This is a genomic window from Herbaspirillum sp. Her2 (assembly GCF_057961375.1).
Genome location: NZ_CM176331.1, coordinates 3,669,015 through 3,692,585 on the forward strand (window position 1 = coordinate 3,669,015; position 23,571 = coordinate 3,692,585).

Annotated in this window: 23 protein-coding genes and 1 pseudogene; 8 read left to right on the top strand and 16 right to left on the bottom strand. The window is 60.5% G+C overall.

The window, feature by feature from the left end; translation table 11 throughout:
- The first annotated feature begins 80 nt into the window (after window positions 1-80).
- From ACWHXP_RS16620 to ACWHXP_RS16635, 4 genes are read left to right on the top strand one after another with little or no spacing between them, the layout of a single operon-like run.
- A complete protein-coding gene (locus ACWHXP_RS16620) occupies window positions 81-1,085 on the top strand; it encodes an ABC transporter substrate-binding protein (protein ID WP_489635505.1) in 1,005 nt (334 codons plus the stop codon).
- Window positions 1,086-1,096: 11 nt separating this feature from the next.
- Entirely contained in the window at window positions 1,097-1,951 is an 855-nt protein-coding gene (locus ACWHXP_RS16625; RefSeq protein ID WP_489624312.1) for an ABC transporter ATP-binding protein, read from the top strand.
- On the top strand, window positions 1,944-2,750 hold the full coding sequence (locus ACWHXP_RS16630; protein WP_489624311.1) for an ABC transporter permease: 807 nt from the start codon (window positions 1,944-1,946) through the stop codon (window positions 2,748-2,750). Before ACWHXP_RS16625 ends, ACWHXP_RS16630 begins: the two co-directional genes overlap by 8 nt.
- An 11-nt stretch (window positions 2,751-2,761) precedes the next feature.
- The gene (locus ACWHXP_RS16635; protein WP_489624310.1) at window positions 2,762-3,511 is read left to right on the top strand and encodes an ABC transporter permease; all 750 of its coding nucleotides are present in this window, start codon (window positions 2,762-2,764) and stop codon (window positions 3,509-3,511) included.
- Between the two features lie 434 nt (window positions 3,512-3,945).
- Here ACWHXP_RS16635 and ACWHXP_RS16640 read toward each other — a convergent pair whose 3' ends face one another.
- The 6 genes from ACWHXP_RS16640 to ACWHXP_RS16665 are packed head-to-tail and all read right to left on the bottom strand — an operon-like array spanning window position 3,946 to window position 9,012.
- Entirely contained in the window at window positions 3,946-4,680 is a 735-nt protein-coding gene (locus tag ACWHXP_RS16640) for an amino acid ABC transporter ATP-binding protein (RefSeq protein WP_489635504.1), read from the bottom strand.
- Entirely contained in the window at window positions 4,677-5,360 is a 684-nt protein-coding gene (gene gltK / locus ACWHXP_RS16645; RefSeq protein WP_489635503.1) for a glutamate/aspartate ABC transporter permease GltK, read from the bottom strand. Before gltK ends, ACWHXP_RS16640 begins: the two co-directional genes overlap by 4 nt.
- 11 nt (window positions 5,361-5,371) lie before the next feature.
- Window positions 5,372-6,097, bottom strand: a complete 726-nt coding sequence (locus ACWHXP_RS16650; RefSeq protein WP_489635848.1) for an amino acid ABC transporter permease — start codon at window positions 6,095-6,097, stop codon at window positions 5,372-5,374.
- Window positions 6,098-6,118: 21 nt separating this feature from the next.
- The gene (locus tag ACWHXP_RS16655) at window positions 6,119-6,694 is read right to left on the bottom strand and encodes a carboxymuconolactone decarboxylase family protein (RefSeq protein WP_489635502.1); all 576 of its coding nucleotides are present in this window, start codon (window positions 6,692-6,694) and stop codon (window positions 6,119-6,121) included.
- Window positions 6,695-6,732: 38 nt separating this feature from the next.
- Complete coding sequence (locus ACWHXP_RS16660; protein WP_489635501.1) at window positions 6,733-7,650, bottom strand: transporter substrate-binding domain-containing protein; 918 nt, start codon at window positions 7,648-7,650, stop codon at window positions 6,733-6,735.
- Window positions 7,651-7,689: 39 nt separating this feature from the next.
- Window positions 7,690-9,012, bottom strand: coding sequence for an aspartate aminotransferase family protein (locus ACWHXP_RS16665; RefSeq protein ID WP_489635500.1), 1,323 nt, complete (start codon window positions 9,010-9,012; stop codon window positions 7,690-7,692).
- Window positions 9,013-9,184: 172 nt separating this feature from the next.
- On the opposite strand from ACWHXP_RS16665, the gene ACWHXP_RS16670 reads away from it, so the two are divergent.
- Window positions 9,185-9,331 carry a hypothetical protein gene (locus ACWHXP_RS16670; RefSeq protein ID WP_489635499.1) on the top strand — a complete coding sequence of 49 codons (147 nt, stop codon included), beginning with the start codon at window positions 9,185-9,187 and terminating at the stop codon, window positions 9,329-9,331.
- Here ACWHXP_RS16670 and ACWHXP_RS16675 read toward each other — a convergent pair.
- Window positions 9,328-10,209: a MurR/RpiR family transcriptional regulator gene (locus ACWHXP_RS16675; RefSeq protein WP_489635498.1), complete on the bottom strand. Its 882-nt coding sequence runs from the start codon at window positions 10,207-10,209 to the stop codon at window positions 9,328-9,330. The two genes, ACWHXP_RS16670 and ACWHXP_RS16675, sit on opposite strands and share 4 nt — an antisense overlap.
- A 410-nt stretch (window positions 10,210-10,619) precedes the next feature.
- Here ACWHXP_RS16675 and ACWHXP_RS16680 point away from each other — a divergent pair, with 410 nt between their 5' ends.
- Complete coding sequence (locus tag ACWHXP_RS16680) at window positions 10,620-11,120, top strand: cupin domain-containing protein (protein ID WP_489635847.1); 501 nt, start codon at window positions 10,620-10,622, stop codon at window positions 11,118-11,120.
- A gap of 51 nt (window positions 11,121-11,171) precedes the next feature.
- Here the strand turns inward: ACWHXP_RS16680 and ACWHXP_RS16685 are convergent, their stop codons facing one another.
- Window positions 11,172-11,732, bottom strand: coding sequence for an RBBP9/YdeN family alpha/beta hydrolase (locus ACWHXP_RS16685; RefSeq protein WP_489635497.1), 561 nt, complete (start codon window positions 11,730-11,732; stop codon window positions 11,172-11,174).
- A gap of 108 nt (window positions 11,733-11,840) precedes the next feature.
- On the opposite strand from ACWHXP_RS16685, the gene ACWHXP_RS16690 reads away from it, so the two are divergent.
- Both ACWHXP_RS16690 and ACWHXP_RS16695 read left to right on the top strand, forming a co-directional pair.
- Window positions 11,841-12,311: an Lrp/AsnC family transcriptional regulator gene (locus tag ACWHXP_RS16690; RefSeq protein ID WP_489635496.1), complete on the top strand. Its 471-nt coding sequence runs from the start codon at window positions 11,841-11,843 to the stop codon at window positions 12,309-12,311.
- A 131-nt stretch (window positions 12,312-12,442) separates the two neighbouring features.
- Window positions 12,443-12,769: pseudogene (locus ACWHXP_RS16695) on the top strand (winged helix-turn-helix transcriptional regulator); the annotation flags it as partial.
- Between the two features lie 424 nt (window positions 12,770-13,193).
- Here the strand turns inward: ACWHXP_RS16695 and ACWHXP_RS16700 are convergent.
- From ACWHXP_RS16700 to ACWHXP_RS16735, 8 genes are all read right to left on the bottom strand, one after another.
- Window positions 13,194-14,207, bottom strand: coding sequence for an IS110 family RNA-guided transposase (locus ACWHXP_RS16700; RefSeq protein WP_489635495.1), 1,014 nt, complete (start codon window positions 14,205-14,207; stop codon window positions 13,194-13,196).
- 692 nt (window positions 14,208-14,899) lie between these two features.
- A complete protein-coding gene (gloA, locus tag ACWHXP_RS16705) occupies window positions 14,900-15,271 on the bottom strand; it encodes a lactoylglutathione lyase (protein ID WP_489635494.1) in 372 nt (123 codons plus the stop codon).
- Between the two features lie 105 nt (window positions 15,272-15,376).
- On the bottom strand, window positions 15,377-16,972 hold the full coding sequence (locus ACWHXP_RS16710; protein WP_209568022.1) for an EAL domain-containing protein: 1,596 nt from the start codon (window positions 16,970-16,972) through the stop codon (window positions 15,377-15,379).
- 263 nt (window positions 16,973-17,235) lie between these two features.
- Entirely contained in the window at window positions 17,236-17,613 is a 378-nt protein-coding gene (locus tag ACWHXP_RS16715) for a hypothetical protein (RefSeq protein WP_034335597.1), read from the bottom strand.
- Window positions 17,614-17,776: 163 nt separating this feature from the next.
- Entirely contained in the window at window positions 17,777-18,559 is a 783-nt protein-coding gene (gene rsmA / locus ACWHXP_RS16720) for a 16S rRNA (adenine(1518)-N(6)/adenine(1519)-N(6))-dimethyltransferase RsmA (protein ID WP_121037700.1), read from the bottom strand.
- A 26-nt stretch (window positions 18,560-18,585) separates the two neighbouring features.
- Window positions 18,586-19,608 carry a 4-hydroxythreonine-4-phosphate dehydrogenase PdxA gene (gene pdxA / locus ACWHXP_RS16725; RefSeq protein ID WP_489635493.1) on the bottom strand — a complete coding sequence of 341 codons (1,023 nt, stop codon included), beginning with the start codon at window positions 19,606-19,608 and terminating at the stop codon, window positions 18,586-18,588.
- A gap of 123 nt (window positions 19,609-19,731) precedes the next feature.
- Entirely contained in the window at window positions 19,732-21,231 is a 1,500-nt protein-coding gene (locus tag ACWHXP_RS16730; RefSeq protein WP_121037705.1) for a peptidylprolyl isomerase, read from the bottom strand.
- 25 nt (window positions 21,232-21,256) lie between these two features.
- On the bottom strand, window positions 21,257-23,539 hold the full coding sequence (locus tag ACWHXP_RS16735; RefSeq protein ID WP_134135449.1) for an LPS-assembly protein LptD: 2,283 nt from the start codon (window positions 23,537-23,539) through the stop codon (window positions 21,257-21,259).
- Window positions 23,540-23,571 lie beyond the last annotated feature (32 nt).

A 23,571-nucleotide genomic window follows, 5' to 3' on the forward strand; every position in this document is an offset into this window, starting at 1 on the left:
TGCATTGACAGCATCAAGTGCTTGCAGGTACGCCCCTTGCGAGTATCCGATTGCAGTGCCCATCACGTGTCGAGGAAATCATGAAAAGCTTTTGCAAGAACCTGCAAGCTGTAGTGTCTCTCAGTGCTGCCCTGGTTGCAGTGGCTGTACCGGTCACCCTCCCTGGTCTGGCCCGCGCCGAGGAAATCTCGGTGACGCAATGGGGCACCAGCCTCTACGGCCTGCCCTATGCGATTGCCATCGAGCAAGGCTATTTCAAGAAGGCCGGGGTCGACATCACCGGCATCCTCACCTCCGGCGGTGGCGGCACCACGGTGCGCAACATTCTGGCCAGCAAGCTGCCGTATGGGGAAGTAGCGGTCTCGGCCGCGCTGGCCGCACAGCGCCAGGGGCTGGACGTGGTCATCGTCAATACCGGTACCCGCAGCGTGGCCGAAGCGTCGGCCGTGACCATGCCCAATTCCCCCGTCAAGAGCATCGCCGACCTGGCCGGCAAGAAGGTCGCCATCACCTCGCCCAAGGGCGTATCCGAAATGCTGCTGCTGATGGCGCTCAAAGCCAAGGGCGTGGATGCAGCCCAGGTGCAGCGCGTGGCCTCGGGCGGTTACATCAACGGCCTGACCATGCTGGAGCAGGGTTCGGTAGCTGCAGCCGTGCTGATAGAACCCCTGTCCATCGTGCGTAAGGAAAAGTACCGCACCGTCTATAGCGCCGGCGAAGTGCTGCAACCGATGACCACCTCGGTGGGCATCACCACCCGGGCCTATGCCAAGGCCCATCCGAAGACCATCCGCGCCATCATCGAAGGTCGCCAGCAAGGCGTGCGGGCGGTGTACCGCGATCCGGCCGCCGCCGCCAAACTACTGGGGAGCAGCTTCAAGCTCAGTCCGGAAGTGGCGCGCGAAGCGGTGGACAACATGGTGCGCGCACGCATGTGGAGCGAGGGCGACTTCGACCAGGACGAACTGGACCGCATGACCAACGGCCTCAAGCTGATCGGCGAGATCAAGGACAACGTGGAATGGGACAAGCTCATCGACAGCAGCATGCTGCCGCCCTCCATCAAGATCAAGAGCAAGCTGTGAGGGGGGCCGCCATGAAGAGTGAACACACCGTCTTGGCCGCCGAGGCCCTCCGGCAGGACAGCCCGGCCACCACGCCCCGTGTACCGCATGCCGTGCTGCAGGGTGTCACCCGCAAGTTCGGCAAGGCCGGCAGCGTCTTCCACGCCTTGGGGCCGATTGACCTGACGCTCTACCAGGGCGAGTTCTTTTCGGTGGTCGGCCCTTCCGGCTGCGGCAAGTCCACCTTGCTCGACACCCTGTCGGGCCTGGCCTCGCCCTCCGACGGCACGGTGCAGTTCGAGAACCGCGAGGTCAAGGGCGTGCCGGATGGCGTGGGGGTAGTGTTCCAGGAAGACGCGTCCTTCCCCTGGCTGAACGTGCGCGACAACATCTCCTTCACGCTGCGCATGCGTGGCATGGAGGGCGCCGAGATCAAGCGCCGGGTCGACTACGCGCTGGCCTTCATGGGCTTGAAGGATTTCGCCACTGCTTATCCGGCGCAACTCTCGGGCGGAATGCGCCAGCGCGTATGTATCGCCCGCACGCTGGTGCAGCAGCCACGCCTGATCCTGCTGGATGAACCCTTTGGCGCGCTGGATCAGCAGACCCGCCTGCTGATGGGCGACGAACTACTGCGCCTGTGGCGCGAGACCGGCGCCACCGTCCTGCTGATCACCCACGCGCTGGACGAGGCCACCATGCTGTCGGACCGGGTCGGCGTGATGTCCTCACGGCCGGGCCTGTTCATCGACATCGTCGAGACCGGCTGGCCGCGTGACCGCGATAGCCGGGTGGTCTCCACACCACGTTTCGGCGAGGTCAATGCCCGCCTGTGGGAACGCCTGCGGGTGGAGTCGTTGAAGGTAATGGGAGCCAGCCATGGCTGAAGCAAGCTCTGCTCATAGCGCTGCCGCCAGCCCGGCGCGTAGGTCGGCACATCAGCTCGATGGCCTGGTCCGCATTGCAGTGGTGATCGTACTGATCGGACTGGTGGAACTGCTGTGCCGCAGCGGCCTCATCCAGCCCACCACCATGATCGCGCCCTCGGCCATGGCCCGCCACGCGTGGGAAATCCTGCGCGAGGGCAAGTTCGACAAGGACATCGCCATCAGCCTGTCCAACATCGGCGTAGCCACGGTACTGGCCGTGATCCTCGGCTTCATCTGCGGCCTGCTGCTGCATGCGCTGCCGGGCCTGCGCAGCGCCATCGAACCTCTGCTGGCCAGCTATTACGCGGTGCCGACCTTCATCTTCTATCCGGTCTTCATCGTGCTCTTCGGCGTGGGCTCGGCGCCCATCATCGCCATCGCCGTGCTGCTGGCCATCGTCACCATGATCACTGCCACCCTCAACGGCTTGGACCGTATCCCGCGCGCCCTGCACAAGACCGCCCGGGTACTGCGGCTCACACCCTGGCAATCGGCGGTGCGCGTGAAGCTGCCGGCGGCACTGCCCTACCTCTTTACCGGGGTGAAGCTGGTGGTGGCCTACGCCTTCATCGGCGTGATCGCCTCCGAGTTCATCCTATCGGGCTCGGGAATAGGCTATGCGATCGGCTATGCTTACAACAACTTCGAGAACAACGACATGTATGCGCTGATGTTCCTAGTGCTGGCCAGCGTGACCCTCGTCAACCTCCTGCTGAACGCGCTGGACCGTCGCCTGCAGACGCGCCTGCGTCGCTGAAAGGACAAGCCATGAAACCGATGCGCGAGATGCAAACCCCGCTGCTCTACGCCCTGCTGGCGGCCGGCCTGGCCGCATCCTGGCAGGGCCTGTACTGGATCAATGGCGGCAGTGCGCTGGCTTCGCCGGGGCAGGCCGTGCTGACCCTGGGCAGCATGATGCAGACCAGCGAGTTCTGGCTGCATGCGCTGGAAACCGGCAAGGCCCTGCTCTACGCCCTGCTGATCGGGCTGGTAGGTGGCCTGACGGCGGGCCTGCTGCTGGGCGTGAACCGGATGGCGCGCGACGTCTCCGAACCCATCCTCCTGAATATGTATGCCATCCCCAAGGTCACGCTCTATCCGCTGGTGCTGCTAGTGTTCGGGCTGGGCCTGTCGGCTAAGGTGGCCTTCGGGGTGATGCACGGCATCATCCCCATCATGGTCTTCACGATGAATGCGATCCGCCAGATGCGTCCGGTACTGCTGCGCGCCGGCCAGTCGATGAGGCTAACGCGCCGCCAGTCGCTGCTGCACATTGTACTGCCGGCCATCCTGCCGGAAATCACGGCCGGCCTGCGCCTGGCGTTTTCCCTGACGCTGCTGGGGGTCCTGATCGGGGAGATGTTCGCCTCGCAGCTCGGGCTCGGTTTCCTGCTGACCAATGCCATGAACCTGGGAGACATCCGCACCATCATGGCGGTGGCATTGCTACTGTCAATATTCGCCGTGGCCTGCAACGGCGGCCTGATGTGGCTAGGACGACGCCTGTCGCCACGCTGAAGCACGGCCTAGCGATGACCCTTCCTTTGTGTCTGTGTTGGGCACGTTGATCCTGTGTGGCAACATACAGGATCCCTTTTGTGTTGGTTGACCTGATGCGCCCGGCTCAAGCTTAGCGAAGTTGGCTTCTGCAATTTGGTGGATCTCTAAATGGCCACTAAGTGGCTCAACCTATGCCATTAGCCGGCCACCTTATTTTGCCAATCGGTGGCAATATCATGCGGCCATTGACTGGCTCTCCTAATTTGCCACTTGCTGGCTCTTTAAAATGAAAATAGGTGGTTCTTTAACGGCCAATACTCACCTCATGCAAGCAAGGCTGCCGTTGGCAGAGATCCCGCGGCCAAGCGACCATGCCGATCATCGACTGACTGTTGAAGACCCATTTGAAAAAACGCCCGCCGAGATAGGGTGATGAGTCGCCATACCAGGCCTCAGTGTGAAAGAATCTTGGAAAGAAACTGTCTGCTACGCACTGAATGACCGGTGCCGCCACCAAAGAAGTCATCCTTGCTGCGGTCTTCGACGATGCTTCCCTGGTCCATGAAGATCACACGATGCGCCACCTTGCGGGCAAATCCCATTTCATGGGTAACGCAGACCATGGTCATGCCTTCCTGCGCGAGCTCCACCATGACATCCAGGACCTCGTTGACCATTTCAGGATCGAGTGCCGAGGTGGGTTCGTCGAACAGCATGCAAATCGGATCCATCGCCAGTGCGCGCGCGATCGCGACGCGCTGCTGCTGCCCTCCGGACAACTGACCCGGGTATTTCCCCGCATGTGCTTTCAGGCCAACGCGCTCGAGATATCTCATGGCATGCTGATGGGCTTCGTCCTTCATTCGGCGCAGTACCTTCACTTGCGCCAAGGTCAGGTTATCGGCGATCGTCAGATGGGGAAACAACTCGAAATGCTGAAACACCATGCCTACCCTCGAGCGTAATCCGGGCAGGTTAGTGCTGCGGTCGTTGACCTTGATGCCGTCGACCGTAATGCTGCCTTCCTGAATCGGTTCCAGCGCATTGATGGTCTTGATCAGTGTCGACTTGCCAGAACCCGAAGGTCCGCAGACCACCACCACTTCTCCTTTGGCAATCGTGGCGCTGCAGCCGGAGAGCACCTTGAAGTCACCGTAGTACTTTGATACATCTTGCAGCGTGATCATGTTGCGACTTTCTTCCTGTAGCGCTTGACCATCAAGGACATGGAAAAGCAGATGATGAAATACACCGCACCTGCGACAAACAGCATTTCGATGATGCGGCCATTGCGCTCGCCGATGCTGTAGGCGCGTCCGAAGAAATCGGCCAGCGCACTCACATACACCAGTGACGTATCCTGGAACAGGACGATACCTTGCGTCAGCAGAAGCGGCACCATGTTGCGGAAGGCCTGGGGCAGGATCACCATGCCCATGGCCTGCGGATAGTTCAGGCCCAAGGCATAGGCAGCCGCCATCTGTCCCCGCGACACGCTATTGATGCCGGCCCGGATGATCTCGGCGTAATATGCCGCTTCGAACAGGGCAAATGCCACCAGGGCCGAGGTCATGCGCAGATCGTTGGCCGGCGACAGACCGAACAGGTTCTGCAGCAACTGCGGCACGATCAAGAAGAACCACAACAACACCATCACCAGCGGGATGGAGCGGAACAGATTTACGTAGACGGCGGCGAACCATTGCAAGGGACCATGCCTAGACAGCCGCATCATCGCCAGCAGTGTCCCCCAGACCATGCCGAACACAATGGCGACCAGGGTGATCTTGAGCGAGACCAGCATGCCATCGCCGAGCACCTTGAGTGCCGCCGGTGTCACCGCGCTGAAATCGAATTCGTATGCCATGCATGTCTCCTCTACTTTCCGGCCATGCCGGGCAAGCTGGTCTTGCGTTCCAGTATCCGCATCAGCGACATGACACTAATATTGATCAGCATATAGGCCAGCGTGACCGCGATGAATGCCTCATAAGGCTGGGCGGTATAGTCCACCAGTTGACGCCCTTGTGCGGCAAGCTCCAGCAGGCCGATGGTCGACGCCACGGCGGAATTCTTGAAGATATTGAGGAATTCGGACGTCAGCGGTGGCAGCACGATGCGCATGGCCATCGGCAACAGCACGAAACGATAGGTTTGCCCCAGTGTCAGGCCGAGCGCCAGACCAGCGCCTTTCTGGCCGCGCGGCAAGGATTCGATGCCCGAGCGCACCTGTTCGCAGACCCGGGCTGCCGTGAACATGCCAAGGCACAGCATCGCCATCAAGAACTGTTGCGTCATCGGCGGCAGCGCTTTGACTGCATCGCCCCAGGGCAGCAGTTCCGGCATGGCGAAATACCAGATGAAGATCTGCACCAGCAACGGCACATTGCGAAACAGCTCCACATAACAGGCGGCAAAACCGGATAAGGCACGGTTGGGCAGTGTGCGCAGGATGCCGAGGAAGATTCCCAGGGCCAGCGCCAAACCCCAGGCAGACAGGCCAAGCGCGACCGTGACCCCGAGGCCCGAAAGAAGCCAGTCCAGATAGGTCTGCCCGGCGCTGGGCGCCTGAAGGAATACTGACCATTGCCATTGATATGCCATCATTACTTCCTTTTCCGGCGCTCAGGACGCCGCTTCGGCGAAGGGCAAGTCAGCCTCGCCCTGCCCTTCGGCACGCATGCCGAACGTGTTCAAGGTCATCGCCACCAGGGCGTAATAGCCCAGCAATCCCACCAGATTGACCACCACCGGCAAGCCGAACATCGCAACGGCGGTTGCATAGGTCCGCTCGGAAACACGCTTGTCGCGATACAGCTCATTGGCGAAGGTCCAGATAGCCCGCTCATCGTCCTTGTGGAACTCCGGCGTCGCGCCCTGACGAATCTGCTCTGCAATCTCCGGTGCCAGACCGGCTTCCAGGGCGATCGGCAGGTGGATGTGCCATTCCGCCTGCGATCGCCATGCGGCTGCCGTCACCAGAATGGCCAGTTCCGACAATCGCAGCGGCAGACCCGTCTGGTAGCGACAGAACGCGCCAAGCCGCTGTGCCAGCTCACCCAGTGCAGGACTATGGATCCAGGCCACAAAAGGACCGTTGAGGTTCTTGCGCGGTCCGGCAAGAATAGCCTCGAGCATGGCGGTCTGCTCCGGCGTCATCTGTTCATGGGCAATGGGAGGCAGGCGGCTGGGCGTGGTCATACGGATCTCCTGAAGCATGGATGTGGCAATGGCCTGCCTCAATCCATCGGCTTGTCGCTGGGCGTCGCGTACAACTTCGTGACGGTGTCCGACATCGGGAAGTTGAAGCTCACGTTCTTTGGTGGAATCGGGAAGGTGAACCACTTGGCGTACATCTTCTTGATCTCGCCGCTCTTCATCAGGCCGGACAAGGTGTCGTCCACCAGCTGCTTGAATTGCGGATCATCACGGCGAACCATGAAGGCATACGGTTCCGCACCGAAGGGATTGCCGGTCAACACCCAGTCATTGGGCCTTTGCGCAGTGGTACGGGCGCCGGCCAGCAGTACGTCGTCCATCACATAGGCAGCCACGCGCCCCGACTGCAGGATCAGGAAGGCCTCGCCGTAGTCCTTGGCGCTCTGGATCTGCATGCCCATCTTGCGGTGCTCATTGAGGTTGCGCAGCAGTTGCTCGGATGTGGTCCCGGCATTGGTCACCACCGCCTTGCCGGCCAGGTCGGGAAAGTCCTTGATGCCGCTGTCGCGCTTGGTCAGGATGCGGCTGCTCGCCACGAAGAAGTTGGTCGCGAAGGAAACCTGTTGCCAGCGGTTCTTCAGATTGCTGGTCACGCCGCATTCGAGATCGATGGTGCCGTTCTGCAGCAGGGGCGTACGATTCTGCGACGTTACCGGCACCATGCGCACATCCAGCTTGGCCGCGCCGATCCTGGCCTTGACGGCATCGATGACCTTGTTGCACAGGTCTTGCGAATAGCCGATCACCTGCTGATTTTCGTCGTAATAGGAAAACGGAATGGAGCTGGTGCGATGGCCGATGGCGATCAGGTTGGCATCCTTGATCTTTTGCAGGGTGGGACCCAATGCGGAATCTGCCGCACGGGCTTGCTGTGGCAGTACAAGCAACAGCATGGACAGCATTGCGGCCGGTGCGGCCAGACTGACTAGGTGTTTCATTGTTACCCCTCCTCGTGGAAAATGTGGATCTGACCGGACTCAGGCGAGCGACGCAGCGACCGACTCGGAGAGCCGTTGCACGATCTCGCTGATATCGTTTGGCGTGGCGATGAACGGTGGCGCCAGCAGGATGTGGTCACCGTTGCGGCCATCGATGGTGCCGCCCATCGGGTACACCAGCAGACCGCGCTTCATGGCTTCGGCCTTGACGCGGGCGTGGGTACGCAAGCTCGGGTCCAGCGGCAGCTTGTTGCGGCGATCGGCCACCAGCTCCACGCCAACGAACAGACCACGGCCACGGACATCGCCCACATGCGGCTGGTCGTCAAACACCTGACGCAATTCGCTACGCAACTGCTCTCCGCGCTGGCGGACGTTTTCCAGCAGGCACTCTTCCCGGATCGTTTTCTGTACAGCCAAGGCCCCGGCGCATGCCGTTGCATGACCGATGTAGGTATGGCCGTGCTGGAAGAATCCGGAGCCGCGCAACACAGCATCGTAGATGCGATCGCTGCAGATCATGGCGCCGATCGGCTGGTAGCCGGCGCCCAGGCCCTTGGCAATCACCACGATATCGGGTTCGACACCATCCTCTTCGCAAGCGAAGAGATAGCCGGTACGCCCCATGCCGGACATGACTTCATCCAGAATCAGCAAGACGCCATATCGGTCGCAGACCTCACGCATCTTGCGGAAGTAGTCGCCCACCGGCGGCACCGCACCGGCCGTTGCGCCGACCACCGTTTCGGCCACGAACGCGATCACCTGGTCGGCGCCGAGCGAGAGAATTTTCTGTTCCAGCTCATCGGCCAGGCGTTGCACATACTGCGCATCGCTTTCGCCGTCGGCACGGTCGCGATAGGCGTAGCACGGGGAAATGTGATGTGCATCGATAAGCAAGGGCATAAACATGTCGCGACGCCATGCGTTACCACCGATGGCCAGCGCACCCAGCGTGTTGCCGTGATAGCTCTGTCGGCGCGCGATGATATGCCGGCGTTGTGGCTGCCCGATTTCGACGTAGTACTGGCGCGCCAGCTTCAACGCCGCCTCGACCGCTTCAGACCCGCCCGACACGAAATAGACATGATTGAGGGAGCCGGGCGCAGCATCGGCCAGCATCGCGGCCAGCTCTTCTGCCGGCGCCGTCGTGAAGAATGAGGTGTGGGCATATGCCAATTCAGCCACCTGAGCGCGAATGGCCTCGATCACGCGGGGGTGACCATGTCCAAGACAGGACACCGCAGCACCACCGGATGCATCGAGATAGCGCTTGCCATCCTGATCGATCAGCGCCATCCCTTCGCCGGCAACGGCCACGGGAAGTTTGCTACGGGGATTGCGATGGAAAACATGGGTCATGGTGACAGTCCTTTTATCCTCTTGATGTGCAACAAAATTTGGTGACAGGAAAACCAGAAAATTCAACATTCGTTGCACAAACGATCTGAGGCGCAATATAAATGAATAAAAACAGTTATGCAACATATGTTGCATAACTGTTTTTATTTGATTATTTTGGTGCAATCGCAGCATGCTGTTGGTGCGTGAACTCGGCGCGAAGCACACCAATGGCGCACTTGCAGCGATGTCGCCGCACAACATGGTGTCAAAAGCAAGATGGGGAAATGCAGAGGTGCAGGCGCACGAAGCGCCTGACAAAAAGAGGAAGGATGTTTAACGGGCTATGTAGGCGCCGGTACTGTGCAAGTCGCTTTCGGCCAGTTCCAGCCGGGTGACGGCGTGCTCATCGTCAATCGAAATCACCAGCTCTATCAGGCTTTCCGCAATGGCCGTGGCAGCAGCCATGGAGGGGAAGAAGGAGGGGCTTTCGTGAGAAAACAAGATGCAATGGTCGGCCTTGAGCGCGATCGGAGCGACCGCGCTGTCAGTCAATGCGATGAGCTTGGCGCCAGCCTGTTTGGCGGCTTCGGCAACGCGCACCGCCTCGGTGGAGTACGGGGCGAAACTGACGACTATTACCGCATCGTGTGCCGCGATGGCGCGCAATTCCAGCTCGATCGAGCCTTCGCTGCCCCGCACCAGCGATACCGACGTCCGGAACAGGCGATACAGGTAATGCAACAGGAAGGAAATGGAAAACGCGGCGCGAAAGCCGGCGATGTGGACGTGATGTGCCTTCAACAGTGCCCGTGCGGCACCGAGCATGCGGTCGGCACTCTTGGGCTCCGAGATATCGAGGTTGGCGCGCTGCGCGGTAAAGAGTTCTGCCACCAGCTTGTCGCTGTTGCTGCGACGGACTATGTTCTTGGCCTTGAACGCATAGGCCTTGGGCTCACCGGCCAGCCGCTCGACAAAGAGCGCACGCAAATCCGCCCAGCCGGCAAAACCCAGATGCTGCGCGAGGCGCACAAACGTGGACGGTTGCACCTGGGCCTTGTGCGACAGGGCACGCATGGTCGAGACCGCCACTTCGCCGGGATTGTCCAGCAAGAAGGCCGCGCCGGCTTGAAATTGCGGCCGCAAATCGTTGAAACGTTCCCGGATCAAGGCTTCCAGTTCACTGAAACTGCGCGGAGGATGTGCGACTTGGCTCATGGATGTGCGTTGGTACATTTGAATCCGGTCGATGGTAGCAAAGATCGCGTGTCCCCGTGCAACATCTGTTGCATCAACACGCGTTCGGGCTGTATTGCAGATGGCACCAGGGCGGTCGGCCCGCAGGCGTGACGTGATCTGCTGCTTTCGTAGCCAACGTCGAGTCGTGGCGGAAGGATGGGGCCGCCAGAATGCCGCTGAACCAGCGGAAGAGTGAGTGTACGCAGGAAACGGAAGCTTGCCATGTGAGGCGATGATCGTAATATGCTGGTGATATCCGCCGACGGCTGCGCAGGTCTGCTTTGGATCATTCCGAAGGATGTCTGGCGAGAGCGCACTCCAGATCGTGGCGAAACACTTCGACGCCGACCATCGAGCGGATCCCCTTTAACCTATCTATCATCCTGAAAATGTCTCGACACCGCTTCGAAGAATTGATTTCCCATCTGAACCTTCAACCGCATCCGGAGGGAGGTTTCTATCGGGAGACCCATCGCAGCCAGGAGCGCGTAGCGCGTTCCTCGGGCGGTTTGACGCGCTCAGCGACGACCGCAATCTATTACCTTCTTGGTGGCAAGGATAGATCGACGTGGCACCGGATCGATTCGGAAGAGATGTGGCACTTCTATGAAGGTGACCCTCTACACGTCCACGTCCTGCAGCCGCACGGGGCGCTTCAGACTTTCCGCCTGGGCAATCCGCTTGAGCATGACGGTGCCGATTTCCAGGCGCTGGTCTCGGCAGGCGCCTGGTTTGCGGCGGAGTGTACGGTTCAAGACGGTCACAGTCTGGTGGGCTGCACGGTGGCGCCAAGCTTCGAATTTGATGCTTTTGAAATCGCCCAGGCAGAGTTGCTGCTGGAGGATTGGCCGCAGCACCATGAACTGATCAAACGGTTAGCACGGAGGTGACGGTCGCTTGGCAATGCGATTGGAGTTTTCTTTCCACGATGCGCATATTGACTATGGGGTCTCTCGGCCGCGATCGGTGGACATGGACATTATTGCGAGCAAATCTAGCCCTTCCGGCCAGGCACCTAGCTTGCTTTCCGCATTGAGGTGCCCCTTCGCTCCAACCTCGACGAATTCGCTGCCCCAGGCATTGGCGCATTCTCGGCCGTGGTCCACGCTGCCGTAGGGATCGTCCGTGCTACAGACGACGACCGTCGGAAAACTTAATGACACCAGCGGTATAGGTGCGAATCCATGCGCCGCCCCACGCGGAAATGAAGGTGCCGCTGGATCGGGAACTGCGACCAGCAAGGCTCCACCAATCTTCTTTTCCGAATGTGCAGCCCAATGTGCCACCGCCAAGCATCCAAGGCTATGCGCTACCAGCAGGGTGTTTGCAGGAGCATCGACAAGTTGTCGCTCCAGGGCAGATACCCAGTCGTCGCGTTCTACTTTGTCCCAATTTTCGACGATGAGGCGCCGCCAATTCGGATACGAGGACTGCCATAGGCTCTGCCAGTGAGAAGGGCCAGAGTTGCCGATGCCGGGAACCATAAGGACGGAATGATGCATTTGCGAAAGCTCCATTGATGAAACAGTGCTCATTGTATTGAGACCGGAACTAAGGCAACATCGGCATTCGAATGAATTGACGGCATTGAACCGATGAATTGACGGAAAATGATGGACTCGACAAATGAAATTAAAGCGGAGGCGTTAGACCGCCTGGACTGGCGCATCTTGGAGGCCCTTCAACACAATGCGCGCATGAGCAATACAGAGCTGGGAAAGCAGATTGGTCTATCTCAACCAGCCATCACCGCCCGCATTAGGAAATTGGAAGACCGAGGTGTTATTGAAGGCTACACGGCAAGAATAAATCCCGGCTTGGTGGGCCACAATATCTCCGCAATGGTGCGGATTCGTACCACCCACGCGGAGATCAAACGCTGCTTGTTCGCCTTCGAGGCGATGTCCGAGATTATTGAAGCACACCGCATAACTGGGGAAGATTGCTTCATTGTGCGTGTCGTGGTTGAAGAGATGGCGCAGCTGGAAGCTGCTATCGATGCGCTGGCACGATTTGGGCCAGTTACCACTTCAGTAATTCTGGCAAGTTACCCGTCGAAAGCTATCGTTCCAAGGGCTTGAATCACCTTTACGATGAAGGTCTGTGTGTTGATTTGCATTGAAAACTGACCCACTTTCACAGGTAATTTGCATCCAAAGTTGACCCATGTTTAGACCACAATCCTGCTCATGACAGCGAGCAGGAGAACGGAGTGATAGACGTGGCCCTACTTGGAATTATTCGACGCTGGTACATCAGAGACCGCATCTCAATTCGGGAAATCGCCCGCAGGCTCGACATTTCCCGCAATACAGTTCGCCGTTACATTCGCACAGAGGTAAGCGAACCCTCTTATCCCACAAGGCATTCGCCAAGCTCGCTTGATTCCTTCGTCCCCAGACTTTCTGCCTGGCTAAGCGCAGAAGCGGTCAAATCTCGCAAGCAAAGAAGGATCCTGAAACAGATGTTCCTGGACTTAAGAGAGTTGGGATATGAAGGGTCGTATGACCGAGTGGCTGCCTTCAGCAGGCAATGGAAGGTGGGTCAAATGGAGAGGGTCACCCATTAGCCGTTCTCTGTAAAGGAGCGAATTCAATACTCGCGACGTTCCGCGATATCTTTATTTCAAGCCATTGCGCTCGCGTTCTGTTGGCAGCTTCGAGCCCTTCGCTTCAGTGTATGGTTGCGTGAATCGCACCAGTCACCCATATGGATCAAGCGGAGCTCTGACTGATATCTCCGCCCTGGCAGTTCAGCTGCCCCAGAAGCATCTCGGTACCGTCTTGTGTCCAATTGATGACAATTCTATGGTTGCCGCGTAGCGGCCCCAGCCCTGTTGTGGCTCACAATCCGGACGATTCATTTCCCCCAGAACAAACAGCAATGGCAAACGGCACGGCATCCAATCAATTCTGATGGCTCAGTGTCCACCCCTTTCCCTGGCTCGCCGGCCGTTGCCAAACTTACGTAAAGCAACGCTCAATCGAGAACTGCTCTCCCGTCTTTAACATGTGATAGCAGGCACGTGCCAGTTTGTGTGCTACAGCCTTGATGGCAACGATGCCGTTTCGTTTCGCCTTCTTGCGTTGATAGAACTTACGTGCCGAATCGGAGAAGCGCACTGCAAAATTGGCTGCTTCGACGAATGCCCATGCCAGATAGGGATTTCCATTCTTTGCGTTGCCGGCGCCCTTCTTCTTTCCATTGGAAATATGTGTACTGCCGACGCATCGGCAGTAAGAGGCGTAATTGCCGACATCAGCAAATCGGTCGATGCTTCCGGTTTCAAGAAGTATGACTGCGGCCAGTATGGGACCAATACCAGATACCGTTTTAAGCAAGTGATAGCCGGGATCTCGTCGACAGTGTTGAGACAATGCCTTCTCGATGCCATCGATCTGTATTTGCAGTGCCTGTAACACCGCCAGATTCGCTTTGATCGCTATTGATTCGGCCATGCCCAGCAACATGCTGTCGACCTGAGCATTGGTCAGTTGCTTGACATCGTTGCTGGATATCCGGCCACCTGTTTGTTGCGCCAGACAGGTTTCGATCGAGACGACTTGAATGGTCCGTTGCTGAACCAGCTGCATGCGTTTGCGTGCCAGGTCGCGCACTGCCCGTAAAGGCTTGGGCATGATATGGCCTTCCGGTAGCAATCCAAGACGCAGAATATGTGCCAGATGACGTGCATCGGATTCATCGCCCCGATGCTTGAGACCATCATATTGTTTGATAGCAGTCGTATTGGCCAAGTGTACCGGATACCCAGCTTCCACCAAGCCATCGACCAGCCAATACCAATTGTAAGTCGACTCCACAACGACACCAAATAAGTCAGACCGATAGGGGCTGAGTGCGGTACTTATTTCCGCAAGATTATTCCGCAGCCGTTTGGAATATAAGACTTTATCGGTGTCGTCCGAAACAACCACAAAGCAATTGTTTGAATGGAGGTCTATCCCGCAAAATAACATTGCTGTTCTCCTTGATAAAGTTGGGTTCGCACCGTTACTTTATCGCTCGGCGCTTGCCGAGAGGAGGACGGCTAGATGATTATCAAATCTGCGAGCAAATCAACATCTTAAGCAAGGCAATGCAAAAAACCGCACAGTAAAAAAAGATTGAACAATGATAGTTGGTAGAAGGGGAGTTGAGATGCGTCTACCAACGAGAAAATCGATTGTAAACAACGGCGTGGGACGATCGAGACCTACGTAAGTTTAGCAAATAGAGATGGGATATCAGGGCGCATTGCTTACGCAGCCATCCAGTTCGCGGTAGAGCGAGTTTTCGAATCTGGCCTGGCGCATTGGAAAATATGTCTGTGCCAGACAAGGTGCGTCAAGCCTTTAACTAGCGCCTTCAGACAATTCCACTAGCGATTCACTAAGAGCGGGAAATGCGGAAAGGCAAGCGCATGTTTCATGCGCCGACAAGATGCAGAATATATTTACAAGCTCGGGATACAGGCGGGAGATGCTGTTGAGGCCGGGCAGCCCGCTCCAGTCATTGGGAATCTATTTCACCGTTTCACTGACAAAAAACCAAGCTGCAAGTGGTAATGAAAGAGTGAAATATTGATCTGCAAGAGGTGGACGAAGGTAGCGCGACGGATTGGCTAGCGAAAGATATACACTGATAGACAACTCTTTGGGGTAGCAAACAATTAGTGAATACTTTGGGGTACATCCGGATCGGTGACGAAGGCAATCACGGTCTTGCCGTGCTTCATCGGACCGGCTTCGCGGGTGACCGCGCCGCCCTTGGCCTTGACCGCCTCACAGGCGGCGTAGGCATCGTCGACCTCGATGGCGATGTGGCCGTAGCCGGTGCCCAGGTCATAGGATTCGGTATCCCAGTTGTGGGTCAGTTCGAGCACGGTGTGATCGCGTTCTTCGCCGTAACCGACGAAGGCCAGCGTGAACTTGCCGTCGGGGTAGTCATTCCTGCGCAGCAGTTTCATGCCCAGCACCTGGGTATAGAAATCGATGGAACGGTCCAGATTTCCCACGCGCAGCATCGTATGCAACATTCTCACTTGGCGACTCCTTTTCATGGCTAACGTGAAGCAAGCCGACATTATCCCCGATTTGCCGGGCGCTCGCCGAAGGCCCGCCATGCAAGTCCGCAGCATCGCGACCACTCAGTCCTGATCGGTCCCGCGCAGACGGTGGATCTGCTCTTCCAGCGCGCTGATCCGGTACTGCAAGCGGCGCTCCGTACTGATGTCGACGATCAGTCCGTACCAGCGCACGATGCGGCCCTCGCTGTCGCTGTGGGGCGAGGCACGGCTGCGCATCCAGCGCCATTGGCCGTCCGGCCAGAGCACGCGGAATTCGGTGCGGAAGGGGCGCCCCGTGGGCAGGTTGGCCAGCCATTCCTGACGCACCCGCAAGCGGTCTTCCTCGGGCATGCGCGCCAGCCACTGCTGGTGGCGCTGGGCGGTAGTCAGCTCGGGCTGCCATTCGAAGGTCGGGCCAATGTAGTCGATCACGCCTTGCGCATCGGCGGCCCAGGGGATGTTGGGACTGAGGTCGATGGCCCGATGGAAATGTTCTTCACTGTCGCGCACGGTGCGCTCGGCGGATACGCGCGCCGTGATGTCCACCGCCGAGCCTGAGATGCCCAACAATTCACCCAGGTCGCTGCGCACCACCTGGAAGGCCAGCAATGAGGTACGTCCGGTACGCGAATTGAAGAATTCCGTGGCGGCAGGAGACGCGCCGTCGACCACCTCGGCCACCATCTGCAACAGCGGGCGATGTTCGCTGCGGTTCAACAGATCGATGACCGGGCTGCCCTCCAGCTCGGTGCCGGCATAGCCACCGAGCAGGTCGATCATCATGGCATTGGCGCTGACCACGCGCAGCAAGGGGTCGAGGAAGCACAGGCCAACCGGCGCGCTGCGATAGAGCGAATCGAGCTGGTGCCAGCGCTGGAAGGGCGAGGTATCGATCCCGGCGCTAAGGCGCGACCACACGCCGCGCTCGCCGATCAGCCGTGCCGCATCGGCCAGCGGAGCAGGACGGCCGAGATGGAAGCCTTGCCCGAATTCGCAGCCCATGCGCTTGAGGAGATGGGCGTGGTGTTCAGTCTCGATGCCTTCGGCGACCACGTGCATCTTGAGACTCTGGCCCAGGCCCGCGACCGCCAGCACGATGCGGAAGCTGTCCGGGTTCTGGTCCATGGTGCGTACGAAACTGGCGTCGATCTTGATCTCGTCGAAGGGATAGGACTGCAGGCGCGTCAGGCTGGAATAGCCGGTGCCGAAATCATCCAGCGACAGGCTGGCCCCGGCCTGGCGTGCGGCCAGGATGGTCTGCAAGGTGCGCTCGTGGTCTTGCACCAGCACGGTCTCGGTGATCTCCAGCTGCAGGCGCGACATGGGCAGGCCATGCTGATGCATCACGGCAGCCAGACGGTCCAGCAGGCTGCCGTCGAGGAACTGGCAGGGCGACAGGTTGATCGCCAGGCGCAGCTCCGGGGGCCAGTGGCGCAGGGTGGCGGCCACCGTGTCGAGCAACTTGAGCAGCAGGACATCCAGTACGCCGCCACGTTCGGCGATGTCGATGAAATCGATGGGGGAGACCACACCGCGCTGCGGACAGGTCCAGCGCGCCAGCATTTCGAAACCGGCAATGCGGCCGCTGCGCAGATGCACCAGCGGCTGCAGCGCCGGCCAGAGGTGGCCGGCGTCGAGGGCGGTCCGGATGTCATCGGCGGCGATGGGGGCCATCATCGTGGGGGCATCTCCTTGCTGGTTGGCAATGCGCGCTGTTTCGTCATTCTGACGAAACGATCAGCCTCATTATGCTGACAAAATGCCAAGCGGCTCGTCATTATGTAGCGTTTTACTGACGCTTTGCTTGCCCACCACCGCTTTTCTGCGCCCCACGACAAAAAACGGGCAACCCGACAAGGTTGCCCGTTTTCCTCAAGATGGCTTGCGCCTGGATGTCCTGCCGAAGGACCGTGGTCCTCCGCCCTGCTCATCGGCCGTGATCAGCGGCCGTAGTAGGAGTAGTAGTCCGGACGGTCGTCGTAACGATAGGTACGTACCTCGGTCCGTTCCACGTAACGCACCGGACGCGGCGGCGGCGGGGCGTAGTAGCGCGGCTGCTCGTAGACTACCTGCTGCGGCGGCTGGTAATACACCGGCTGCGGGGCCTCATAGTAAACCTGTTGCGGCGGGGCCTGATAGACCGGTGCCGGCTGCGAGTTGGCGATCAGTGATCCGATGGCGACGGCACCGATGATACCGGCAGCAATCGCCACGCCGTTGCCGCCCCGGTCATGCGCCATCGCAGGCGTGCTGACGACGGCGGCCGAAGCCAGAAGAGTGGTGGCGATCAATACCGATGCGATTTTTTTGCTGGCCATGATTGGCTCCTGTCAAAGAAGTCCGCGATCTGTCGCGGCACGATTCCAATATAAGACAGGTTCAGCTTGAAACTACGGAATATGAAACTTCGTTACAGTTCTTACGGGTGGCGCCGCGGCTGTAATAAAGTGCAACAGCCGCATTGCACGCCCTGTACGGGCCTCAGGCCTGGCGCGCGGCCAGCAGGTTGGCCAGGGCCACGAACTGGTCCACCGGCACCGCTTCCGGACGCGCCTGCGGATCGACGCCGGCCTGGCGCAATTCGTCTTCCGTGAAGAGGCCCGCCACGCAGTTGCGGATCACCTTGCGGCGCTGGGAGAAGGCCTTGGTGACGACCTGCTCCAGCAAGGCCTGCTCGCAGGCCATGGGCTGCGCCAGGGGGATCATGCGCACGATGGCCGAATCCACCTGCGGCGGCGGATCGAAGGCGGTCGGCGGCACCACGAACAGCAACTCCATGTGATAGCGCCACTGCAGCATCACCGACAGGCGGCCATAGGCCTTGCCGCCCGGTTCGGCGACCATGCGTTCGACCACTTCCTTCTGCAGCATGAAATGCTGGTCCTGCACCTGCGGGGCGATCTCGGCCAGGTGGAACAGCAAGGGGCTGGAAATGTTGTAGGGCAGGTTGCCGACCACGCGCAGCTTGCGGCCTTCCGGCACCGGGATGCTGGCGAAGTCGAACTTGAGGGCGTCCGCTGAATGCACGGTCAGGCGCTCGGCGCTGAACCGTTTCTTGAGGCGCTCGACCAGGTCGCGGTCCAGTTCCACCACGTGCAGGTGGCGCAACTCTTCCAGCAGCAGCGCAGTCATGGCCGCCAGGCCCGGGCCGATCTCGACCATGGCATCGTCGGCGGCGGGCGCGATGGAGCGGATGATGTCGTGCAGCACCACGTCATCGGTGAGGAAGTTCTGGCCGAAGCGTTTGCGCGGGATGTGTTTCATGGTGGTTCCAGTGGGTTCTTGCAATATCAGGCGGCGGCCCGGCGGCGCGCCATGTCGGCAGCCGCACGGATGGCTACGCACAGGCTGCCATGGTCGGCGTGGCCGAGGCCGGCGGCGGCCAGGTCCAAGGCAGTGCCGTGATCGACCGAGGTGCGGATCAGGGGCAGGCCGAGGGTGATGTTGATGCCGTGGCCGAAGCTGGCGAATTTCAGGACCGGCAGGCCCTGGTCGTGATACATGGCCAGGACGCAATCGGCCTCTTCCAGGTACTTGGGCTGGAACAGCGTGTCGGCGGGATACGGTCCCCGGGCATCAATGCCGCGTGCACGGGCCGCTTCCAGCGCGGGCGTGATGACCTCGATTTCTTCGCAGCCCAGATAGCCATTCTCGCCGGCATGCGGGTTCAGGCCCGTGACCAGGATGCGCGGATGGGCGATGCCGAACTTGTCGCGCAGGTCGGCTTGCAGAATGTCGAGCGTGCGTGCCAGGCTCTCGCCGGTGATCGCGGACGGCACATCCTTCAAGGCCAGGTGCGTGGTGGCCAAGGCGACGCGCAGGTGCGGCGCATCGCCGCCGGCCAGCATCATCACGACTTGCGGCGTGCCGGTGACTTCGGCCAGGTATTCGGTGTGGCCGGTGAAGGCCACGCCGGCATCGTTGATGGCGCTCTTCTGCAGCGGCGCGGTGACGATGGCGGAGAAGGCGCCGGAGAGCGCGCCCTGCACGGCCAGGTCCAGCGTCTGCAACACGGCACGGCCATTGCGCGCATCCAGCACGCCGGCACGCACCGGTTCGGCCACCGGACAATCGATGACGGTGAGGCAATCGACCGGAAAATCGGGCAGGCCGCTGTTGCGCCAGGCCTGGATGGAGAGCGCCGCAACCCGCATCTGCGGATCGATCTCATAGGCCGTCTGTGCCAGCAAGGCGGCGTCACCCAGCAGGATGCAGCGCGCTTCGTGGCGCAACTCCCAGGCGGCACGCAGGGAAATTTCCGGACCGATGCCTGCCGGTTCGCCGCAGGTCAGCGCGAGGATGGGTCGGTTCATGGCGGTGTCACTCATGGCCTGTATGGGAAAAAACGGGCTTCAAAAAGGCAAGGGCCGGCGACAAGGCCGGCCTCTCTTGCACGCATGGGGACAGCCCGCTGGCTGCCCCTGCCGGTGCGGCGATCAATCGTCGTTGCGATACTCGACGTAGGCGCGGTCGCGGATCTGGCGCATCCAGTCCTCGGTGGCTTCCTCGATCTTGCGCTCACGGATGGCCTGGCGCGCGGCCTGGCGGGTGCGCTCCTTGGAGGCATCGTCGGTCTTGCGCTCGACCACCTGGATCAGGTGATAGCCGAACGGGGTTTCGATGGGCTGGCTGACTTCGCCCGGCTTCAACTGGTCCATGGCGCGTTCGAACTCGGGCACGGTATCGCCCGGATAGATCCAGCCGAGGTCGCCGCCCTTGGAGGCGGACAGGTCATTGGAGTACAGCTTGGCCAGTTCCTCGAAGGTAGCCGAACCGTGGTCCAGGCGCTCCTTCAGTTCGGTCAGCTTGCGCTTGGCTTCGGCCGCGGTGACGACTTGGTTGACCTTGATCAGGATGTGGCGCACGTGGGTCTGCTGCACGGCGGGGGCGGCTGCCTGGGTGCCCCCGGCGGCGCGGCGGCCGACCAGCTTGAGGATGTGGAAGCCGTTGCCGCTCTTGAGCAGGCCGCTGACCTGGCCATCCTGCAGCTTGGCCACGCCATCCAGGAACAGTTGCGGCAGGCGGTCCGCCGGACGCCAGCCAAGGTCGCCACCGGACAGGGCATCCGACGAATCGGAATAAGCGGCGGCGGTCTTTGCGAAATCGGCACCGGTCTTCAACTGGCGCAGCACGTCTTCGGCACGTTCACGGCGGGCGGCCAGCTGTTCGGGGCTGGCGTTTTCCGGCACGCGGATCAGGATCTGGGCGATGTCCAGTTCCTGACGCTGGCCGCCGGCATTGGCTTCGGCGGCGAGGTAGTTGTCGATCTCGGACTCGGTGACCACCACCTTGTTGTCCACTTCACGCTCGCGCAGGCGCTGGCTCAGGATTTCGCGGCGAATCTCTTCGCGGAAGCTGGCGTAGTTCATGCCCTCGGCCTCCAGGCGGCTGCGGAATTCCGGCATGGACAGCTTGTTCTGCTCGGCGATGCGCTGCATGGCGCGGTCCAGCATGGCATCGTCGACCACGATGCCGTTTTCCTTGGCCATTTGCGCCTGGGCACGTTCGACGATCATGCGCTCGACCAGCTGGCGCACCAGTTGCTGGCGCGGGGGCAGCTGCACGTTCTGTGCGGCCATGCGCTTCTCGACGCTGGCCAGGCGCTCGGCGACTTCCTGGCGGGTGATGACTTCATTGTTGACCACCACCAGGATGGAATCCACCGGGCGCGGCTCATTGCGCGCGCTGGCTGCCGCCGGTGCGGGGGCAGCTGGCACCGCCGCAGGGGCGGCCGGCTTGCTGGCGGCGGGCTTGACGGCGGCCTTGGGCGAGCCCTTGGCTGGTGCCGACGGCGCGCTGCTGGTGGTTTCCGGCGGGGTTACCGGGATGATGGTGGTCGCGAACTGCGCATGCGCATTGCTGATCACGCCCAGCATGCACAGCAGCGCGGTCACTGTTTTGGTTGTTGCGAGGAGTGGTGTACGCATATTACGCATGGACTAATCGTTGGTTCGAAAAAGGTTAGAAGTTGTTGCCGGGCATGGTATCCGGCAGGTTCACGTTCTGGTAACCGGGCACGCTGCTCTTGATGGCATCCAGCGGGTTGGACCCGATCTTGGAGAGGCCATTGAGTTCGAGCTGAATGAAGAAGCCCGTCGATGCCTTGGTGGACGAGGTCGGTATGCGTTGCGCCACCACCCGGAAGACCCAGCAGTCGGCCTTGTACTCGAAGCCGGCCAGGCCTTCGGCCACGGTGCGGTCCGGAATCGAATAGTTCATGCGGCCGACGGCGTAGATGCGCTGGGTAATCGGCCACTGGCCGGACACGTCGATCTGCTTGAGCGGATCGAGCACGCCGGTGTAGGGGTTGATGTAGGTACGGTCCAGGCGGTATTGCAGGTTCAGCACGCGCTTGGGGGCCGGCTGCCAGCGGATGCCGAAGGTGGAACGCACCATCTGGCGCAGGGTCTCGCTGTACTGCACGGTGTTGTCGGTGGAGAACTCGCGGGTGATCTGCCCCCCCAAGGCCAGCAACAGATCGGATTTGCTGCCCAGCGTGGTGGTGGTGGTGCCGCTGATGCCGACCTTGGGATCGGCAAAGTAGTAACGTTGGCCGATGGCCGCGCGCAGGCGCTCCAGGCCGTTTTCCTCGATCAGGCGCGAGGTGACGGCGGCGGTCAGCTGGTTGGCGTCGCTGATGCGGTCGTGGCCGACGAAGCGGTTCTCGGTGAAGATCTGCGCGAAGTTGAAGTCGGCCAGGCCGGAATCGAACACCGGATACTGCGACTGGTCGCGGTAAGGGGTACGGACGTAGAACAGGCGCGGTTCCAGCGTTTGGGTCACGCTGCGGCCGAACAGGTTGGCGTCTCGCTCGAAGATCAGGCCGGAGTCCAGCGATACCGTCGGCACCGTACGCGTCAGATTGGTCGGCTGACCCGCCGAGACATTGTTCAGGTTGTAGCTGGTCGCATCCAGGATCACCTTGGGCGTGATGAAATAGCCCGGGCGGATGATGGGATACGACACCGCTTGCGTGACGTAGGCGCGGTCGCCGCCGATCAGGTCGCCGCTGGAGAAGCGGGTGAAGTCGGCGGTGGTACTGAAGTCGAATCCGCCGATGTCGTAGCGGTTACCCGTGAAAGTGATCTGCGGCACCCGGTCGTAGGGCTTGCCGATCGGCGCGTTGACGTCCTGCAGCAGCTGGTACTTTGACACCAGTCCGGTCACGCTCCAGTAGGTGCTGGCGTAGCTGAGGCTGACGTTACGCGGCAGCAGGCGCTGCGTACTGCCCGTGATTGAGTGCGCGAAGTCCGACGGATAGTCGTCGTCGGAGGCCTTGTTCAGGTTCCAGGCCAGCTGCAGGCCGGGTGCCAAGGTCTGATTGTGGATCGAGGACAGCGAATAGCGGCCGGTTCCGGTGACCTGATCCTGGATGCCTTCCACGTTGGTGACACCGCTATAGGTGTCGCCAATGTATCGGGTTTCCGCCCCCATCTGCAGCCCGCGGCGCGCGATGTACTTCGGCACCAGCGTCAGGTCATAGTTGGGTGCCAGGTTGAAGTAGTAAGGCACCGAGATCTCGGCACCACCGGTACTGGTCATGCCGATGGTGGGCGGCAGCACGCCCGACTTGCGCTCCCCCGAGAGCGGGAACGTCATCCAGGGCGAACCCAGAATCGGTACATCCTTGAAATACAGCAGGCCGCCATGCATGGTGCCAATATCGCGACCGCTGTCGAGGTCCATGGTGTTGGCGCGCAGATACCAGTCGGGATCCGGTGCTTCGCAGGTGCTGTAGGTCCCCTGCGTCACCTTGGCCTGGTCGTCCGCCAGGAAGTCGATGCGCTCGGCCTTGCCGCGCCCGCCGTTCTTGCCGATCAGGTAAGTCGGATTGGTCACGTAGCCGGCGCCGGTGCCCATGTTCATCTCGGCGTAGTCGCCGGTGTACTGGTCCTGCAGGCGCTGCATCCAGACGTGGCCGGTGGCCTCGACTTCATCCTGGATGATGCGGTATTCGGCCTTGTCGGACTTGATGGTGGTCGCTGCCTTGACCAGCTCCACGTCGCGGTCCAGATTGACCTGGCGGTCGGGACGGCCGGTCATCTGCTCGGCGCTGACATTGACCGGGGCGTCCTGGTCCTGTGCGGGCGGCGTGGCAGGCGCAGCGGTGGGCATGCTCATCTGGGCGTGCACCGACAGCGGCAGCAGGGCCGAGGCCGAAGCCACTACCATTGCCGAAGAGAACAGACGCGCCAGCCGCCAGTTGACAGTACGTTCAGTGAAAGACTTGGAAAACCGGATCATGAAAAGAGAGGCTAGATACCGTGCAGGCGGAT

Excerpts from the sequence above, each read along its gene's own strand:
- ACWHXP_RS16620 (WP_489635505.1), top strand. The coding sequence starts at position 81 with ATGAAAAGCTTTTGCAAGAACCTGCAAGCTGTAGTGTCTCTCAGTGCT.
- ACWHXP_RS16625 (WP_489624312.1), top strand. The coding sequence starts at position 1,097 with ATGAAGAGTGAACACACCGTCTTGGCCGCCGAGGCCCTCCGGCAGGAC.
- ACWHXP_RS16630 (WP_489624311.1), top strand. The coding sequence starts at position 1,944 with ATGGCTGAAGCAAGCTCTGCTCATAGCGCTGCCGCCAGCCCGGCGCGT.
- ACWHXP_RS16635 (WP_489624310.1), top strand. The coding sequence starts at position 2,762 with ATGAAACCGATGCGCGAGATGCAAACCCCGCTGCTCTACGCCCTGCTG.
- ACWHXP_RS16640 (WP_489635504.1), bottom strand. The coding sequence starts at position 4,680 with ATGATCACGCTGCAAGATGTATCAAAGTACTACGGTGACTTCAAGGTG.
- gltK (WP_489635503.1), bottom strand. The coding sequence starts at position 5,360 with ATGGCATACGAATTCGATTTCAGCGCGGTGACACCGGCGGCACTCAAG.
- ACWHXP_RS16650 (WP_489635848.1), bottom strand. The coding sequence starts at position 6,097 with ATGGCATATCAATGGCAATGGTCAGTATTCCTTCAGGCGCCCAGCGCC.
- ACWHXP_RS16655 (WP_489635502.1), bottom strand. The coding sequence starts at position 6,694 with ATGACCACGCCCAGCCGCCTGCCTCCCATTGCCCATGAACAGATGACG.
- ACWHXP_RS16660 (WP_489635501.1), bottom strand. The coding sequence starts at position 7,650 with ATGAAACACCTAGTCAGTCTGGCCGCACCGGCCGCAATGCTGTCCATG.
- ACWHXP_RS16665 (WP_489635500.1), bottom strand. The coding sequence starts at position 9,012 with ATGACCCATGTTTTCCATCGCAATCCCCGTAGCAAACTTCCCGTGGCC.
- ACWHXP_RS16670 (WP_489635499.1), top strand. The coding sequence starts at position 9,185 with ATGCTGTTGGTGCGTGAACTCGGCGCGAAGCACACCAATGGCGCACTT.
- ACWHXP_RS16675 (WP_489635498.1), bottom strand. The coding sequence starts at position 10,209 with ATGAGCCAAGTCGCACATCCTCCGCGCAGTTTCAGTGAACTGGAAGCC.
- ACWHXP_RS16680 (WP_489635847.1), top strand. The coding sequence starts at position 10,620 with ATGTCTCGACACCGCTTCGAAGAATTGATTTCCCATCTGAACCTTCAA.
- ACWHXP_RS16685 (WP_489635497.1), bottom strand. The coding sequence starts at position 11,732 with ATGCATCATTCCGTCCTTATGGTTCCCGGCATCGGCAACTCTGGCCCT.
- ACWHXP_RS16690 (WP_489635496.1), top strand. The coding sequence starts at position 11,841 with ATGATGGACTCGACAAATGAAATTAAAGCGGAGGCGTTAGACCGCCTG.
- ACWHXP_RS16700 (WP_489635495.1), bottom strand. The coding sequence starts at position 14,207 with ATGTTATTTTGCGGGATAGACCTCCATTCAAACAATTGCTTTGTGGTT.
- ACWHXP_RS16710 (WP_209568022.1), bottom strand. The coding sequence starts at position 16,972 with ATGATGGCCCCCATCGCCGCCGATGACATCCGGACCGCCCTCGACGCC.
- ACWHXP_RS16715 (WP_034335597.1), bottom strand. The coding sequence starts at position 17,613 with ATGGCCAGCAAAAAAATCGCATCGGTATTGATCGCCACCACTCTTCTG.
- rsmA (WP_121037700.1), bottom strand. The coding sequence starts at position 18,559 with ATGAAACACATCCCGCGCAAACGCTTCGGCCAGAACTTCCTCACCGAT.
- pdxA (WP_489635493.1), bottom strand. The coding sequence starts at position 19,608 with ATGAACCGACCCATCCTCGCGCTGACCTGCGGCGAACCGGCAGGCATC.
- ACWHXP_RS16730 (WP_121037705.1), bottom strand. The coding sequence starts at position 21,231 with ATGCGTAATATGCGTACACCACTCCTCGCAACAACCAAAACAGTGACC.
- ACWHXP_RS16735 (WP_134135449.1), bottom strand. The coding sequence starts at position 23,539 with ATGATCCGGTTTTCCAAGTCTTTCACTGAACGTACTGTCAACTGGCGG.